15 protein-coding genes are annotated in these 16,447 nt (G+C 50.2%); 12 read left to right on the top strand and 3 right to left on the bottom strand.

From position 1 onward, the window contains the following. Positions 1-19: 19 nt before the first annotated feature. The 10 genes from ACY0JR_RS08610 (at position 20) to ACY0JR_RS08565 (ending at position 11,378) form a co-directional block, all read left to right on the top strand. Positions 20-985 (top strand): NAD-dependent epimerase/dehydratase family protein, encoded by a 966-nt coding sequence (locus ACY0JR_RS08610; RefSeq protein ID WP_462633639.1) that lies wholly within the window; start codon positions 20-22, stop codon positions 983-985. 76 nt (positions 986-1,061) lie between these two features. Then, positions 1,062-2,462, top strand: coding sequence for a tetratricopeptide repeat protein (locus tag ACY0JR_RS08605; RefSeq protein WP_462633549.1), 1,401 nt, complete (start codon positions 1,062-1,064; stop codon positions 2,460-2,462). A gap of 7 nt (positions 2,463-2,469) precedes the next feature. After that, on the top strand, positions 2,470-3,252 hold the full coding sequence (locus tag ACY0JR_RS08600) for a phosphosulfolactate synthase (protein ID WP_462633548.1): 783 nt from the start codon (positions 2,470-2,472) through the stop codon (positions 3,250-3,252). 24 nt (positions 3,253-3,276) lie between these two features. Further along, entirely contained in the window at positions 3,277-3,921 is a 645-nt protein-coding gene (locus ACY0JR_RS08595) for a DedA family protein (RefSeq protein WP_462633546.1), read from the top strand. Between the two features lie 14 nt (positions 3,922-3,935). Then, a complete protein-coding gene (locus ACY0JR_RS08590; protein ID WP_462633544.1) occupies positions 3,936-4,673 on the top strand; it encodes a shikimate dehydrogenase family protein in 738 nt (245 codons plus the stop codon). Between the two features lie 217 nt (positions 4,674-4,890). Then, positions 4,891-5,466, top strand: coding sequence for an RNA polymerase sigma factor (locus ACY0JR_RS08585; RefSeq protein WP_462633543.1), 576 nt, complete (start codon positions 4,891-4,893; stop codon positions 5,464-5,466). Beyond that, the gene (locus ACY0JR_RS08580; protein WP_462633542.1) at positions 5,447-7,120 is read left to right on the top strand and encodes an outer membrane beta-barrel protein; all 1,674 of its coding nucleotides are present in this window, start codon (positions 5,447-5,449) and stop codon (positions 7,118-7,120) included. The genes ACY0JR_RS08585 and ACY0JR_RS08580 overlap by 20 nt, the downstream gene beginning before the upstream one ends. Before the next feature lie 362 nt (positions 7,121-7,482). Then, a complete protein-coding gene (locus ACY0JR_RS08575; RefSeq protein WP_462633541.1) occupies positions 7,483-7,839 on the top strand; it encodes a hypothetical protein in 357 nt (118 codons plus the stop codon). A 175-nt stretch (positions 7,840-8,014) separates the two neighbouring features. Further along, complete coding sequence (gene uvrB, locus ACY0JR_RS08570) at positions 8,015-10,048, top strand: excinuclease ABC subunit UvrB (RefSeq protein ID WP_462633539.1); 2,034 nt, start codon at positions 8,015-8,017, stop codon at positions 10,046-10,048. A gap of 334 nt (positions 10,049-10,382) precedes the next feature. Further along, positions 10,383-11,378, top strand: a complete 996-nt coding sequence (locus ACY0JR_RS08565; protein WP_462633538.1) for a hypothetical protein — start codon at positions 10,383-10,385, stop codon at positions 11,376-11,378. Between the two features lie 102 nt (positions 11,379-11,480). Here ACY0JR_RS08565 and ACY0JR_RS08560 read toward each other — a convergent pair whose 3' ends face one another. Genes ACY0JR_RS08560 through ACY0JR_RS08550 form a run of 3 tightly spaced genes read right to left on the bottom strand, consistent with a single transcriptional unit; the run spans position 11,481 to position 15,382 of the window. Continuing rightward, positions 11,481-13,736, bottom strand: a complete 2,256-nt coding sequence (locus ACY0JR_RS08560; protein ID WP_462633537.1) for a xanthine dehydrogenase family protein molybdopterin-binding subunit — start codon at positions 13,734-13,736, stop codon at positions 11,481-11,483. A gap of 12 nt (positions 13,737-13,748) precedes the next feature. Beyond that, positions 13,749-14,732: an FAD binding domain-containing protein gene (locus tag ACY0JR_RS08555; RefSeq protein ID WP_462633535.1), complete on the bottom strand. Its 984-nt coding sequence runs from the start codon at positions 14,730-14,732 to the stop codon at positions 13,749-13,751. Further along, entirely contained in the window at positions 14,729-15,382 is a 654-nt protein-coding gene (locus ACY0JR_RS08550; RefSeq protein ID WP_462633534.1) for a (2Fe-2S)-binding protein, read from the bottom strand. Before ACY0JR_RS08550 ends, ACY0JR_RS08555 begins: the two co-directional genes overlap by 4 nt. Before the next feature lie 234 nt (positions 15,383-15,616). Here ACY0JR_RS08550 and ACY0JR_RS08545 point away from each other — a divergent pair, with 234 nt between their 5' ends. Beyond that, complete coding sequence (locus ACY0JR_RS08545; protein WP_462633532.1) at positions 15,617-16,150, top strand: N-acetyltransferase family protein; 534 nt, start codon at positions 15,617-15,619, stop codon at positions 16,148-16,150. 19 nt (positions 16,151-16,169) lie between these two features. Then, positions 16,170-16,430, top strand: a complete 261-nt coding sequence (locus ACY0JR_RS08540; RefSeq protein WP_462633531.1) for a hypothetical protein — start codon at positions 16,170-16,172, stop codon at positions 16,428-16,430. Positions 16,431-16,447: the final 17 nt, after the last annotated feature.

The raw sequence follows: 16,447 nt of genomic DNA, 5'->3' as shown, positions 1-16,447 counted from the left end.
AGAACCTCCTTTGAAACACGTGTTGGTAACCGGTGGTAGTGGCCTTTTAGGCCATTTTCTTTTGCAGCGTCTGCTGGAAGAAGGCTGTGCCGTCACGGCTATTTATAGACAAACGGTTTCTGACGTAACTCATCCAAATTTAAAATGGGTGGCTGGGGATGTGCTGGATGCGTTGTTGCTCAGGTCGTTGGTGCAGGAAGTGGAGGAAGTGTACCACTGCGCGGGTTTTGTGTCGTATGCGCCACAGGATGCAGCCTTGCTTCAGCAGGTAAATGTGACCGGAACCACCAATGTAGTAGACGCCTGTCTTGCTAAACCGGGAGTCCGGTTGTGCCATGTCAGCTCCATTGCGGCCATAAACCGGAAAAAGGGCGAGAAACGCATCCAAGAAGATGTAAAGTGGGATTCTTCGGTGGAGAGATCGGTTTACGCTTTCTCTAAGCATTACGCCGAGATGGAAGTTTGGCGGGGCATTTCTGAAGGCTTGCAAGCGGTCATCGTGAACCCATCGGTTATTCTGGGGCCCGGCGATATGGGGCGAAGCAGTACTCAGCTGTTTAAATATATTTCAGAGGAGCGGCCCTTCTATACGCAGGGGTATGCTAACTTCGTAGATGTACGGGACGTGGTGGAAGCCATGCTGCGCTTAATGAACGGAAGCCACTGGGGCGAACGTTTCATCATCAATGCCCACCAGACCACGTACCAGCAATTCTTTCAGGAAGTGGCGGCGTTAATGGGGAAGAAGGCCCCTTCCATCAAGGTACCATCCTGGGTGGCCGAAATAGTGTGGCGGTTAGAAAGTGTGCGGGGGAAAGTAACGGGAACAAAGCCGCTGATCACCAAAGAAACCGCCAGAATTGCGAAAGAAGAGCACTTCTATTCCAATTCAAAAATAAAGGCGGCAACTGGCATCACGTTCCGTCCGTTGGAAGATACCCTGCGTTGGAGCTGCGAAGGACTTGCCAAGACAAAAACTTCTTAAGGCACTTCTTGGTTGGGTAAATGTGTTGTATAGAGAAGGGGTTATTAGGTTAGCCCATGTTGAGATTTACTTGTAGATGAACGATAATTTTGAAGATTTCTCCAGCGAAGATCTGGACCTTGTACAGAGGTTTGAAAGCATGTTGGAGGCCAATACCACCGTATTTTTTGATCTCTCAGACTATGAGAGCATCATTGACTATTACGCTAATAGCTTTAACTACAGCCAGGCCCTGAAAGCCTGTGATGTGGGCATCACGCAATACCCTTTCTCCACGGAGTTGTTGATTGACAAAGCGCAGGTACTAGCCATGCTGGGTGCCTTTGATGAGGCATTGCATTTGGTAGAAGAAGTAGCCCAGATGGAGCCCGACAATGAGGATATTCCCTTAACCAAAGGCATCATCTTCAACCAGAAAGGTGATTTCGCTTTAGCCATAGATTGTTTCAAGCAGGCCGTAGATCAGTCTGAGGTGAAGGATGACATCTATTTCAACATAGGTCTTTCTTACCAGAGTTGGGGCAAGTTCAAGGCGGCCATGAAGTACTACAAGAAGAGCCTGCTCCTGAACATGGAGAATGAGTTGGCCCTTCAGGAACTGCTGTATTGCCTGGAGATCACGGGCGAAGGAGAGGATGTGATTGCTTTCTTCCAACGGTTTGTGGATGATGATCCGTACTCAGCCATGGCGTGGTTTAACCTGGGGCTGGCCCAAAGCCGACTGGGAAACCACGAGAAAGCCGTGGGAGCCTATGAGTACGCCACGCTAATACAGCCAGACCTCGCTCCGGCGTATGTGAACCTCGCCAATAACTATGTGTATATGGGCGAATTCACCAAAGCCATTGAAGCTTTTCAGGCTGCGTTGGAGCAAACAGAACCTAACGCCGATATTCTCTGCAACATAGGTGAGTGCTACGAGAAACTCTCGCAGTGGGATCTTTCCCATAAGTACTACCAGAAAGCCATTGACCTTTCCCCTGAAATGGACGAGGCCTGGTTTGGAATTGGCGTGATCTTAGACTTGCAGGGAAAATGGATGGAAGCCGTTCATTTTTACCGCAAAGCCATTTCGTTTTACGCCGATAATTCAGAATACTGGTTAGCCTTGGCCGCCGCCGAATACCAACTGGGAAACATTATCTCCAGTGTGGAGGCGTATGAACAGGCTAGTGTGCTCGCCCCAGAGAACAAAGATATCTGGCTGAACTGGTCCATCATACTGTATGAGCAAGGCAATTTTGAGGGAGCTATTGATCTTCTTCTCAATGCCTTAGAGTTGCAACCCGACGAAGCCGAGCTGCAATATAGACTCTGCGCGTACAGCCTGGCGGCAGGAAAGTATAAGCAGGCATACAATTATCTGGAAAATGCCTTAATTTTGGACTTCGAAAAGCATAGGCTTCTCTTTGATTTCTTTCCTGAACTGGAATCACAGCGGGCATTGGCCCGGCTCATTGACCAGTATCGCAAATAAACAATTCATGAACTACGAACTTTCCCACCTTCCCCCACGCACCTGTAAACCTAGAGAGAGCGGTTTCACCATGGCCATGGACAAAGGCCTGAGCTTAAGAGAAACTGAGAATTTTTTGGAAGTGGCCGGAGAGTACGTAGACATTGTCAAGTTGGGCTGGGCTACCTCTTTTGTAACCCCGCACCTAGACAAGAAACTTGATATTTACCGCGCCGCCGGTATTCCGGTGTACCTGGGCGGTACGTTGTTTGAGGCGTTTGTGGTACGCGGTCAGTTTGATGACTACCGTCGCTTATTGGATAGATATAAACTCACCTACGCTGAGATCTCTGACGGATCCATTGAAATGGACCATAATCTGAAGTGCCAGTACATCCGCACGTTGGCCGAGCAGGTAACCGTACTGTCTGAAGTAGGCTCTAAAGATGATCAGAAAATCATTCCGCCGTACAAGTGGATTAACCAGATGCAGTCTGAATTGGATGCCGGTGCCTGGAAAGTGATTGGCGAATCAAGGGAAGCGGGTAACGTGGGTCTGTTCCGTTCTACCGGTGAGGTGAGAAGCGGACTGGTAGAGGAAATTTTGACCAAGATCCCGTTTGAGCGGATTATCTGGGAAGCACCCCAAAAATCGCAGCAGGTTTTCTTCATCAAGCTGTTGGGTGCCAATGTGAACCTGGGGAACATCTCGCCTAATGAGATTGTGCCCTTAGAAACCATCCGGCTAGGTTTGAGAGGAGATACTTTTACCCACTTCCTTGACAAGGATTTATTGAACAAACTTATTTAATCTTCCTTCGCAAGCCCTACCTTCATGGAGTTACTCCGCCAATTCATAGACTTATTTTTGCACCTGGACCAGCACCTCAGCCAGATCATCTCTGACTATGGTATTTGGACCTACGCCATTCTCTTCCTGATCATCTTTGTGGAAACGGGAGTAGTGGTCATGCCTTTCCTGCCCGGCGACTCTCTGCTGTTTGCCGCCGGTGCTTTTGCCGCCACCGGGGTGCTGAATATCTGGATTCTGCTGGGCTTGCTTTTTGTGGCTGCTTTTCTGGGAGATACCTTAAACTACCTCATAGGCGATTACTTTGGCCCCAAGGTGTTTAAACGAGATTACCGGTTCCTGAAACGGGAATACTTGCTTAAAACCCAGGGCTTCTATGAGAAACACGGTGGCAAAACCATCATCTTTGCCCGCTTCATTCCCATTATCCGGACGTTTGCTCCGTTTGTGGCCGGTGTGGGTACCATGAAGTATAGCAAGTTTCTGTCTTACAACATTATAGGAGGATTTCTGTGGGTGGTGGGCTTTACCGTGGCTGGCTTTATCTTCGGGAATATTCCTGCCGTGAAGAAAAACTTTTCCTTTGTGATCTTCGGTATTATTCTGATTTCCGTCATTCCGCCTATCATTGAGATTGTAAAGCAGAAGATGGCTCCCAAAGAACAATAAGCAAAGCAGCCGACATGGAAAACGAATACGGGCTCATTGGTTATAAACTAAGCCACTCCTTCTCCCAGAAATACTTCACTGAGAAATTCCTGTCAGATGGTATCAAGAACAGTGTTTTCCATCTTTTTGAGTTAGATAGTATTTCTGAATTACCGTCGTTACTGCAAGCCCATCCTAACCTAAAGGGATTAACCGTTACCATTCCGTATAAGGAGTCGGTCATTCCTTTTTTGGATGAATTGGAACCTGTAACTGCTAAGATTGGGGCGGTAAATGTGATCAAACTTGAGAATGGCCGTCTAATTGGGCATAACTCAGATTACCAGGGATTCACACAGTCGCTCCAGAACTTCTTTCCGTGTTTCCCGTTCTCACAGGCGTTGGTGCTGGGAACCGGCGGTGCGGCTAAAGCCGTAATGGCGGCGCTGGAGTACATGAACATTGACTTTAAAGTGGTTTCCAGGGAAAAGAAGCCGGGTTGCCTGACTTATCAGGATCTCACGCAAAGCTTAATGTCCTCGGTTTCCCTGATCATCAACGCCACCCCGGTAGGCACTTTCCCCAAGCAGGACGAAGCACCGCCCATCCCGTACGAGCTGCTTTCTTCGCACCATTACCTCTATGACTTGGTGTACAACCCCGCCGAAACGCTTTTCATGAAGCGCGGAAAGGAAATGGGCGCTAAAACCATTAATGGTTATGACATGCTGTGCCTTCAGGCCGAAGTTGCCTGGCAGATCTGGCACAGCTAATGCTGTTTTAAGCCTGTTTTCCAAAATCAAGCCTTAAATCAAAGGCTACTTCTTTATTCCTTCCTTTCTGGCATCTGGGTAATTTTCCAGGTATCTTTCTTGTGCGCTGAAGCGGGTGAATTCCCTGAAAAGAATTTTATCACCTTCGGCTAAAGCCGTGCAACCTTTGCGGCATGACAAGGCTCTTACCAGTAGAAAATCACTTAGTGGCCCACCGTTGAAGATTCTCAAACCCAAAGACACTACCGAGGCAGACCTGATCAAGAGGGCTGTCGCGGGCAAGCGGGACGCCCAGCAACTGCTGTACCAACGGTACGCGGGTAAGATGCTGGCCGTGAGTAAACGCTATGCCCGTACGGATTTTGAGGCCGAGGATATTCTGCAGGATTCCTTCGTAAAAGTGTTCCTGTACCTGAAGAACTTCAAAGGAGATTGTCCGCTGGAGTTCTGGGTGAAGCGCATTGTGATTAATACGGCCCTAAAACACCAGCGCACCAACCGGCACCTCATGGTGAGCGGTCAGGACGAAGAGTGGGACGATGTCTCTGAGGCAGATAACATTGACAGCCAGTTTGCCTATGAGGAGTTACTGGAACTGGTGCGTGGCTTGCCGCCCCGGTATCAGGCCGTTTTCAACTTGTATGCCATTGAAGGCTTCTCGCACAAAGAGATAGGAGAGATGCTGGAAATAACGGAGAGTACCTCTAAATCACAATATTCCCGCGCCCGCGCCAGCTTACGGCAGGCGTTGTTGCGGCTAAAACAGCAGAACCATGAAAAAGTCACCGGCTGAGAAAGAGCAAGGCCAGTCTGTGGAAGATATCTTCCGGAATGGCTTTGCGGAGGCTGAGAGCGCACCACCCTCCCGCATTTGGGAGAACGTGAATCGGGAACTGGAGAACCAGCAGCTGCGCCGCTACCGCCGGCAGGTGATGTGGTACCGTTCTATGGCGGCAGCTTTCCTGTTGCTGTTGGTTTCTGGCGGCATCATTCTGTGGAAGCAGGAAACTGTTTTGGTAGGTCCGCAGGAAGTAAAGTTCGCCACGCGGCAAGAGTCAACCAATAGCACTGTTTCCCAGGACTTGGCTTCCAATGAATCTGCTACAAAACCTCTGGCTACCAAAGAGCCATCTGGTAAAAAGGCCTTGAAGCAATTGGCTTCCGTTTCAAGGGCGTCTTCTGAAAATCAGCCTGAAAACGGGACGCATTCTTTTTCTGAAAACAGTGATCAGCCCTTTATTTCATATAATAAGGCAGAAAACCAAACTTCACCAAGAAACCGGGTTTTCCCATCACTTGAGAAAGCGCAGCTAGAACGTGCTACTCAGAAAGAACTTTCATTAGCCTCTAACAGCTCCGCCACAAGCGCGCAACTTTCAGCCGTTGCGAATACAGTTGAGAATAAGGAAGCACTAGCTGAAGAGAAAGTAGAAGGCCAAGCTGTTTTCCCGGTGAACCCATTGGGGAAGGTAAGGGACAAGCCATTTGACAGGGCCATAATGAACAGTTTGGCGGCATCTAAGTCTTTGCCCTCGCTATTGGATTCCCTTCCGCCGGTTCCCCAAAAAAATATGCTGGTGCAGAAAGAAGCGGAGAACCAGGCTGTAGCGCAGGCGCAGCCAATCGAACCTGCCCCAGAAAGCAAGACTGCAGACGTTGGCAAGTGGAGTGTGACCATGGCCTACAGCCCTCAGTACGCGTACGCGCCGGTCAAAATTGGGAGTAACGCAGTCCTGAATGAGCGAGCTTCCCTGAATCAACCTCAGGTGTACCAGCAGTACCAGGAGGCGGTGCAGGAATTCAACAGCAGTTACACCCCTTCCTATTCTTATTCGGCTTTGATGGGGGCCAGCTACAGAATCAATGATAAATGGCAGCTAGAGAGTGGCGTGTTGTACACCCAGAATCAAGCGACCACTACGCAATCTTATCTGTTTTACGGCGGCACTATGGGGGGAAGCTCGCCTCTGAACCAATATGCAGATTATAGCAAAAGTACGCCCCTAGTAGCCAGCGCTTTCGTGTCTGAAGCGGCAGGGCAGTCCATTGCCGTAGTGCCTACCGATGAATACAGCACTAGATACAAGTACCAGCAGGTGGGTCTTCCGGTGCGGCTGGCTTACCGGCTGAATCTGAAAAGGGTATATGCCCTGTTCTCTGGCGGTGTGAACATGAATTTTTTGGTGCAGAACGCAATCGTGCCGGAGACAAACCAGGTGCAAGCCGTCAAATTCGGGTTCAATGACAAGGATTCGCCTTTTAGGGCGGTGCAATGGGCTACCACCACTTCCGTTGGGCTGGGGTACGAGGTAAGCCATCAGATGAGTATTCTGGTCGCCCCTGAGTTCACATACTCGCTCTCTTCCATGCTGCGCGATGAACAGCAGCAGGCAAATACCTACCAACTAGGCGTGAGCATTGGCGGCCGATGGCGCCTGACTAAATAATTTTTTTACAACCAGAATAGGGGTAGACTTTCTTTGGATGGTCTATCTTATTCAGGCATACTCTTACCCATTCCGTTTACCAGTATGAACAAAGCTTGCTCTCTCCCCAAAGTAGTAAGAACTTGGGCCCTGTTGTTGTCTGTTCCTTTGTATGTGGGAACATCGGCCCTTTGGCTGAAAGAAGAAATCAAAGATGTAGTCAGTGAAAGAGAAGAGAACATGATAGCCTCTATGAAGAAACAGTTGCAAAAAGCATTGGTTGACAAGAAGATAAAGCAAAATACTTTGCTTTTGCCTTGACTCTTTTACCATCAAACGGTACCTTCACTTTAAAAGAATATTTAATATAATATCAGATATAAATGCAAAAGGGAAGAATTGCTTTAGCAGGACTTGCCGGTCTGCTTGCCTTTACCAGTTGTGAAGACGAGGAAGTGGTAAGTGATTGTTTTGAGGCGGTAGTCATAGACCAGGGCTGTGGTACTGTATTGGCCGTGCTAGATACCGCTGCGGCCAGCATTGTGGACGCCAAGCCCAGCCATGACACCGTGTACGTAAATACCTTTGACCTGCACCCCGTGTACCAGGTGCCGGGGAAGAGACTCTACCTTACCATGCGCTCTGTCCCTAGGAACGAGGCCCCAGACTGTCCTGGTTTTGTGCCCGTCATCTACCCGCACATAAAGGTAATCTCTGTAAGTGAAGTGCCTTGTAAGTAACCTGAAAGTTCTTTAGCATCCTATGAAATCTGGAAACGTCGCTTGATACAAGCGGCGTTTTTTGCTTTATTTTAGTAAGGTAGCCTTAAAACACCAGTATATTTAGCAAGAAGCTAAACTCTCTTGCGCGGCTTGGTGTTATAATACGTTACCTTTGATCGTATTTATTTCCGCTATGGATTTTCAATTAACATCAGAATTCAAACCTACCGGCGACCAGCCCAAAGCCATTCAGGAACTGGTGCGCGGCATCCGGACGGGTGAGCACGCGCAGGTGTTGCTGGGAGCCACCGGTACGGGTAAAACCTTTACCGTAGCCAACGTGATTCAGGAGGTGCACAAGCCTACGCTGGTGCTGTGCCACAACAAAACCCTGGCCGCGCAGCTCTACGGTGAGTTCAAGCAGTTTTTCCCCAACAACGCGGTAGAATACTTCATTTCCTACTATGACTACTATCAGCCCGAGGCCTACATTGCTTCCTCTGATGTATTCATTGAAAAAGACTTGGCCATCAACGAAGAGATTGAGAAACTCCGGCTGCACTGTACCTCGGCCTTGCTGTCTGGCCGGCGCGATGTGATTGTGGTGGCCTCGGTGAGTTGTATTTACGGTATCGGCAACCCAGAGGAGTTCGGGAAGAACGTGATTCCGTTGGCTCCGGGCATGAAAGTGAGCCGCAACAATCTGCTGTACCAGTTCGTGTCTATTCTCTACAGCCGCACCGAGGTGGAGTTCACACGTGGAACGTTTCGGGTGAAAGGCGACACGGTGGATATTTTTCCGGCGTACGCCGATTTTGCCTATCGCATCTACTTCTGGGGCGACGAGATTGAATCCATCCAGCGCATTGACCCGCAATCTGGAAAGAAGATAGCCGATGAAGAAGGCATTTCCCTGTTTCCGGCTAACCTTTTCGTGACTGGCAAAGACACGCTCAACCAAGCCATCAACGAGATTCAATTTGATATGGTGGCCCAGCACGAGTACTTCTTAAAAGAAGGTCGCGACAACGAAGCCAAGCGTATCAAAGAGCGGACTGAGTTTGACCTGGAGATGATCCGGGAACTAGGCTACTGCTCCGGTATTGAGAACTACTCCCGCTACTTTGACCGTCGTGAGCCTGGTGCCCGTCCCTTCTGTTTATTGGACTACTTCCCCGATGATTTTCTGATGGTGATTGACGAAAGCCACGCCACTTTGCCGCAGGTGCGTGCTATGTGGGGCGGTGACCGCTCGCGTAAAACGGCACTGGTGGAATATGGCTTCCGGTTACCGGCCGCCATGGACAACCGTCCGCTTACCTTCAACGAGTTTGAGAGCGTGATGCACCAGGTCATCTTCGTTAGCGCCACACCCGGCGATTACGAGATACAAAAATCTGAGGGTGTAGTGGTGGAGCAGATTATCAGGCCAACCGGTTTGTTAGACCCTGAAATTGAAATCAGGCCTAGCCAGAACCAGATTGACGACCTGTTAGATGAAGTGGACAATCGCATCAAGTCAGGTGACCGTATCTTGGTGACTACGCTAACCAAACGCATGGCCGAGGAACTCACCAAGTACATGGAGCGTCTCAACATCAAGGTGAAATACATTCACTCTGAGGTGAAAACCCTAGACCGCGTGGAGATTCTTCGGGAACTGCGCCTGGGCATCATTGACGTGCTCATTGGCGTAAACTTGCTCCGTGAAGGCTTGGATTTACCGGAAGTAAGCTTAGTCGCCATTCTGGATACCGACAAAGAAGGTTTCCTGCGTGACCAACGCTCCCTGATTCAGACCATCGGCCGCGCCGCCCGGAACGAGAACGGGAAAGTAATCATGTACGCCGATAGAATGACCGGTTCTATGCAGCGTGCCATTGACGAAACCAACCGCCGTCGTGCTGTGCAGATGGAGTACAACCTGGAGCACGGCATCACGCCAAGAACCATCCTGAAATCCAAAGAGGCGATTATGGAGCAAACCTCTGTGGCTGATTCCAACCGGAAAGAACCGAAAGTGTACGCCGGTCCAGACGAAAGCCTCATGTCCATCGCTGCTGACCCAGTTGTGCAGTACATGAAGAAGGACGAACTGGAGAAAGTCATCAAGAAAACCGAAAAGCAGATGGAAGCCGCCGCCAAAGAACTAGACTTCCTGCAAGCCGCCAAATACCGCGATGAGTTAGCTGAGCTACGCAAACTGCTGAAAAGCAAGCGCGATTAAGGCTTCCGTTTCTGCTATTGAAAAGCTCCTGTTTTAGGCTGGTTTTACAAGAAATCGGTTTAAAACAGGGGCTTTTGTTTATTGAGATGCCTCTACTTTTGTGTTTTGCAGCTATGGTTCTTAGCGGCATTAGCTTCCATTTTTGGGTTATTTTCAGGAAACCGGTTCAGAAATAGAGTAATATATTTTAGGAAGGCTGCATAAGCCGTAGGGGAAAAGCGGGTTGGTCTGGTCTTTGAGAAAAGATTCTGAGTTCAGCCAGGTGTGCAGGAGAAGCGATGAGGAACGGGTAAAAGCTGGTGAACAGAACTTCTATTCTCACCTCCTAAACCCTATGCGTAAATTACTGCACCTGCTCTGGCTTTTCGCCGTCCCTTTCCTGATGAGTTCCTGCTCAGAAGATGATGATGCACCAGCACCGGCTTCTTATTCACAGTTTACCTCTACCGTAGTCTATTCCAAGTACACGAATGATGGATATCTGCCCAAAGATTATCCAGCTACGGAAATGCGCGTGTACACAGGAGACACTATCCGGTATAACTTCCGGTTTGAAACAAACAAAGGCATCAAAGACTTCAGAGTCTATGATAACCTGCGGGGACGGGATTGGCACCTTATGGTGGGTAGTGGTCAACTCACCCAAGAGAACGGGGTATGGGTAAACGAGTACACCCTTGAATACCTGGTCAATAGCTACATAGTGCAGGCTAAACCCGGAGAGGACATTGTCCTTACCGTAGAGGCACAGGAGGAAGACGGCACTATCTACAAAGAACCCACTACTGGCAAAGCCCCGGAGATCAAGTTGACGGTAGCAGAGCCCTATATCTATCAGAACTTGAAGCTGTATAACCAATGGAGTAATTCCAGGAACTCATTTGTGGTAGTGCATGATACAGAAGCTCCTGGCATTCCTTGGCAAGGGTTAAGAAATGAATCGTACCCGTCTTCCCTTGCCTTGATAAGTAACAAGATGCCGCCGCGCGAATGGTTTGATAATCGTTTTGAGCACGGTTTCGCTTCCGGCAGTTGGTACGGAGAGCGGCAGGCTGTTTTCGTGAAAGTTCCTATTGGCGCCAAAAACTGGAACCAACCCAACCAGATTGCTGCCGGCATGAGACAGTATGGACCTGCTTCCGGAGTGGTGGAGAACGTGCAGGAAGGAGACGTTTTTGCCTTCAAATACCGTCCTACCCATTCCCCAGTTATCTACGGCCTTGTAGAAATAAAGAAGATCGTAGACGATTATGACACCGCCGCCGGCAACGGCCACAATGAGGATTACATGGAGTTTGATATCAAATACTTCCCTGGATATCGGTATTAGGCAAGGGGCTGTTTATTAGCCGATTTTCCTAAAACACCTATAAAACAGAAAAGCCGCTCTACTTTATAGTAGAGCGGCTTTTCTGTTTTAATATAATTCTATCTAAACCATCATCAGCTTATCTGGCGTGATCGGTAATTCCCGAATCCGTTTACCGGTTGCATTAAAGATGGCATTGGCAATAGCCGGAGCTACACCAATGATCGCGATCTCCCCAATCCCTTTAGTACCGTTCGGGTTATTGATGAGGTCAGGTTTGTTCACGAACGCAGCCGAGATGTTGGGCGCATCAGCGTGAACTGGCACGTGGTATTCGGCAAAGTCCTTGGTCACGTACCGCCCGAAGCGGTGGTCAATTACGCCTCCTTCGGTCAGGGCCATTCCTATACCGCCCACGGCGCCGCCAATCATCTGGTTTCCGGCAGTCTTGGCATTGATGATGGTTCCAGCATCGGCGCAAGCCACCATGTTGGTGACGCGTACCTGGCCCGTTAACGGATGTACCTGCACCTCGGCAAAATGTACCGAGTAAGAGTACATGGAGTATTTAGACCGAAGATTTCCGTCCGGGGTAGATTCTTCGCTAACTTCCAGTTCAGGTAAGTTCTGTTGTTTCAGGATATCAGCGAAAGAAAGTCTAGCTGACGGAGAAGCCGTTACCGAAACATAGCCGTCTTTGAACGTCAGGTTCTCTACAGTGGCACCCTTGAAGCTGGTGTCTGCGTTGCCGGCTACCATGCTGGCTATCCGCTGCTTCAACGTTTGGCAAACCGCATGCACCGCCGAGCCTACGGTTGCCACCGTGGCAGAACCACCTTGGCTAGGCGAAGGCGGATACAAGGAACTACCCAACTCAAATATTATTTTCTCCGGAGGCAAGCCCAGGTTCTGCGCAGCAATCTGCACCATAGCGGTTCCAGTTCCGGGACCAATGTCCGTGGTGGCGCTTTGCATCACCAGTGTGCCGTCTTTGTGCAGGGTGGCTCTTACTTTGGCGCGGCCGCGGTTCGCCCCGAAGGTTCCCACGCCCATGCCGTAGCCCACCAACCATTCGCCGTTCTTCACCTGTCCGGGTTTCAACTGGCGCTTGCTCCAGCCAATTCGTTCGGCGCCCATTTGCATGGCTTCCTTCAGGTATTTGGTAGACCAGGGTAGGTTTTTCTCTGGGTCTTTGTCAGTGTGGTTGATAAGGCGGAACTCCAGTGGGTCCATGCCTATCACGTACGCCATTTCGTCCATCGCACTTTCCAACGCGAAAGCACCCGTTGCCTCTCCAGGGCCGCGCATCCAGATGGGCGTGCTCACGTCTAAGGGCAGGATGCGGTAACGGGTAGTCACGTTGGGGCTGGTGTACATCATGCGCGTCTGCTGCAAGGTAGACTCAGTGAACTCCTCGTACGTAGATGTCTGCCCGATGGCCTCGTGCGTGATGGCGGTGATTTTTCCATCTTTGGTGGCGCTCATGCCCACTTTCTGCCAGGCGTGTGGCCTATAGCCTACCATGGTAAACATCTGCTCACGGGTGAGCATCACTTTTACCGGGCGGTTCACTTTCTTGGCGGCAATGATGGCAGCGGTCTCGTGCGGCCAGGTATGCAGCCCGTTCCCGAAAGCCCCGCCCACAAAGGTGGCAATCACCTTCACGTTCTCCACCGGAATTCCCCAGTCTTTGGCAAAAGCATTCTGCGTGCCAATCACCGCCTGAGTTTTGTCATAGACGGTGAGTTTATTATCAGCTTCCCAATGCGCGATGATGGACTGTAACTCCATGGGGTTGTGGAACTCCGTGGGAATTACATACTCGCTCTCAATCTTAAGCGCCTCGTTTTTGTACGCGTCTTCTTTGCCCCGGGTGTAATCATTCAGTCCGTGCTTGGGATTGCGTTTGGCCGCCGTAGGCAAGAAAGCCTTGGGTACATTTTTATTGAAGTCAGTCGCGTGCTCGTCTACGTTGTACTGCACTTTCACCAACCGGGCAGCATACATGGCTCGCTCCAGCGTATCGGCCACCACAATGGCGATGGGCTGGTCGTTGAAGTGAATCTGGTTGTCAATAAAAACCTGGAGTGGCTTACCCGCCGGTTTAGGCTCCGTGGGGTGCGCCTCTTGGGCATACCCGGGCACCTTGGGTGAGTTCTGATAATGCAACACCGCCAACACGCCCGGCGCATTCTCGGCTCTTTTGGTGTCAATGCTTTTGATGCTGCCTTTGGCGATGGTGCTGCCCACCAGTACGCCATGCGCCATGTTGGGCAACTCGTATTCAGCAGAGTATTTGGCGGCACCCGTTACTTTCAGGCGACCATCTACCCGGTCCATCGGTTTACCAACGGTATCTTGGAAGAAATAATCTTTCATAAGGAAGGAGGGTTAAACGGCGCCTGCCGCATTTTTCAAGGCCTGAACAATGGTGTTAGGACCCATCTGCAGTTTAAATTTATTGTGCTCAAAGGCTTTCGCGCCACGCATGGCAATCTCAGCGGCTTGCCGGAAGGTAGCTTCCGTAGCAGGTTTACCGGCCAAAAACTGTTCTGCTTCGTTCAAGCGCCACGGCTTATGCGCCACGCCACCCATCGCCAGCTTAGCCGATTTGATGTTGCTGCCATCCAAATCTAGCGCAGCGGCCACGGATACCAAGGCAAACGCATAGGAAGTCCGGTCACGCACTTTCAGGTAGTTGACGTTTTTAGTATAGGGATTCTCTGGAACATCCACCGCCATAATCAACTCGCCTTGCTGCAGGTTCGTGTGGATGTGGGGCGTGTCGCCGGGCAGCCGGTGGAACTCCGCGAACGGGATTTTCCTGTCGCCTTTAGGGCCGGAAACCAGTACGACGGCATCAAGCGCCACCAAAGCCACGTTCATGTCGCTGGGATTGACGGCAATGCATTTGTCGCTATGTCCGAAGATGGCGTGCATGCGGTTGAAGCCACCGATGGCACTGCAGCCAGTGCCGGGTTCGCGTTTGTTGCAGGGCATGGCAATGTCATAGAAATACGGGCACCGTACGCGCTGCATCATGTTGCCGCCCACGGTAGCCATGTTCCGCAGCTGCGCCGAGGCACCCGCATTCAAAGCCTGAGACAGCAGCGGATGTTTTTCCATCACCAACTTGTCCTCGGCCACGGCTCCGTTCAACGCCAAGGCACCTATCCGGACGTTGTTGTTCTCTCTTTCAATTTTCCGGAGCGGCAATTTGTTGATGTCCACCAGTTTTTCGGGCGTCATCACGCCACGTTTCATGAGGTCTACCAAGTTGGTGCCTCCGGCGATGAACATGGCTGTCTGGTCTTTGGCTACCGTGTCAATGGCCGCTTTGGGTTTGCTGGGCTTTACGTATTGAAACTGTATCATACCCGCTGTCCTCCGTTTTTAACTTCTTTGATGGCATTCACAATGTTAGGGTAAGCGCCGCACCGGCAGATATTGCCGCTCATGAATTCGCGGATTTCATCGTCAGAATCGGCGTGGCCTTCTCTGATACACGCCACTGCACTCATAATCTGGCCTGGGGTGCAGTAGCCGCACTGGAAACCATCGTGCTTGATGAAGGCTTCCTGCATAGGGTGCAGTTTATCGCCATCGGCGAGGCCTTCAATGGTGGTGATGTCTTTGCCGTCTACCATGGCGGCCAAGGTGAGGCAAGACAGCACTCGCTGTCCGTCTACGTGCACGGTACAGGCACCGCACTGACCGTAATCACAGCCTTTTTTGGTGCCGGTGAGGTTTAGTCTCTCGCGCAACAAGTCTAGCAGCGTAGTACGCGGCTCCACGGAAAGCTTTTGTTTTTTGCCGTTGATGGCCAAGGTGATTTTCACCTGCTCGAACACCGCTGCTACTTTCTCTTCGTACTTCAGCTCAGCCGCTTTAATGGCAGCGGTAGGAGCCAACGCCAACGCCGTTAAGATGGAGGATTGCTTCAGGAAGGTACGCCGGGCATCGGAATGCGAAGCTCCGTTTCCCTCTTCCGGAAGGTCTGGGTTGGGGAATTTATCTTGTGACATATACTAGGTCGATGGATTTCAGATTCAACTACTAGTATACGCACATACCCACTTAGAAAGTGTATAAATAAGGGTACAAACTTGAGGTTGGCTCGTATAAAATAGGTTTTACCCTTCAGGGTTTTAAGGCTTTTTTCTGAAAAACAGGAGTAAAACATCCTGTGGTGGAGGTATAGTACAGAGTAGGAAGCAGTGCTCAGGTTCTTCTCCCTATCTTTGCAGAAAAAACGCTGCATGCCCGCTTACTCCACTGATACCTTTACTTTCCGCAAGGGAACTCCCGCTGATGCGGATTTACTCGCCGACTTAGGCTGGCGCACCTTCGACGAATCGTTTGCCCCCTACAATACGCCCGAGGACATGGCCGCCTTCAAGCCCACCATGTACACTCCAGCCCTACAAGCCGCTGAGTTAGCAGACCCCAACACGGAGTTCCTGATTGTGGAAGCGGATGGAGAAGCGGTGGCGTATGTAAAGTGGAACACTGGTCCGGCTCCTGCTGAAATCACCGGCCAAAAGCCTCTCCAGATAAACCGATTGTATTTGCTGCAAGCATGGACTGGCCGCGGGTTAGGAGATACGTTGATGCATATGAGCTTGGAGCGCGCGAAGCAAAACGGGCATGATGTGGTGTGGCTTACCGTGTGGGAAAGCAACGAACGCGCCATTCGTTTTTACCAGAAGTACGGGTTTAAAGAAGCGGGAGAGTTAACCTTTGTCTTAGGCGAAGACGTGCAGCGCGATTTGTACATGCAACGGGAGGTGTAAAAACGCTAAAAACAATTAAATGCTAGAGGATTTATCTATCGAACAAAGAGCCTTAGCAGAATATATGAGTGACTTGTCCGAACAAGCTTTTTCGGCTGCTTGGATGAAAGATCTTGAATTTGATTTATGGAGAGCTCTGAAAGGAGAAATGAAAAAGTACGGTAGACTTGAATTTGCTTCTAGTACTATTGCTACATTAGAAAGTTTGTCCTTGGCCGCTAATGGTTGGATTTATTTTAACGAGGAAAAAGAAGAGGTTTTCCTTTCTTTTGATCAATAGGAGCAGAAAAGAGCAGA

The organism is Rufibacter sp. JT3400010 (assembly GCF_054956755.1).
This window is presented reverse-complemented; position numbering and strand designations above follow the sequence as displayed.

Coding starts and splice junctions, on each gene's coding strand:
- ACY0JR_RS08550 (WP_462633534.1), bottom strand. CDS start 15,382: ATGTCACAAGATAAATTCCCCAACCCAGACCTTCCGGAAGAGGGAAAC.
- ACY0JR_RS08555 (WP_462633535.1), bottom strand. CDS start 14,732: ATGATACAGTTTCAATACGTAAAGCCCAGCAAACCCAAAGCGGCCATT.
- ACY0JR_RS08595 (WP_462633546.1), top strand. CDS start 3,277: ATGGAGTTACTCCGCCAATTCATAGACTTATTTTTGCACCTGGACCAG.
- ACY0JR_RS08540 (WP_462633531.1), top strand. CDS start 16,170: ATGCTAGAGGATTTATCTATCGAACAAAGAGCCTTAGCAGAATATATG.
- ACY0JR_RS08575 (WP_462633541.1), top strand. CDS start 7,483: ATGCAAAAGGGAAGAATTGCTTTAGCAGGACTTGCCGGTCTGCTTGCC.
- ACY0JR_RS08565 (WP_462633538.1), top strand. CDS start 10,383: ATGCGTAAATTACTGCACCTGCTCTGGCTTTTCGCCGTCCCTTTCCTG.
- ACY0JR_RS08580 (WP_462633542.1), top strand. CDS start 5,447: ATGAAAAAGTCACCGGCTGAGAAAGAGCAAGGCCAGTCTGTGGAAGAT.
- ACY0JR_RS08560 (WP_462633537.1), bottom strand. CDS start 13,736: ATGAAAGATTATTTCTTCCAAGATACCGTTGGTAAACCGATGGACCGG.
- ACY0JR_RS08600 (WP_462633548.1), top strand. CDS start 2,470: ATGAACTACGAACTTTCCCACCTTCCCCCACGCACCTGTAAACCTAGA.
- uvrB (WP_462633539.1), top strand. CDS start 8,015: ATGGATTTTCAATTAACATCAGAATTCAAACCTACCGGCGACCAGCCC.
- ACY0JR_RS08605 (WP_462633549.1), top strand. CDS start 1,062: ATGAACGATAATTTTGAAGATTTCTCCAGCGAAGATCTGGACCTTGTA.
- ACY0JR_RS08590 (WP_462633544.1), top strand. CDS start 3,936: ATGGAAAACGAATACGGGCTCATTGGTTATAAACTAAGCCACTCCTTC.
- ACY0JR_RS08545 (WP_462633532.1), top strand. CDS start 15,617: ATGCCCGCTTACTCCACTGATACCTTTACTTTCCGCAAGGGAACTCCC.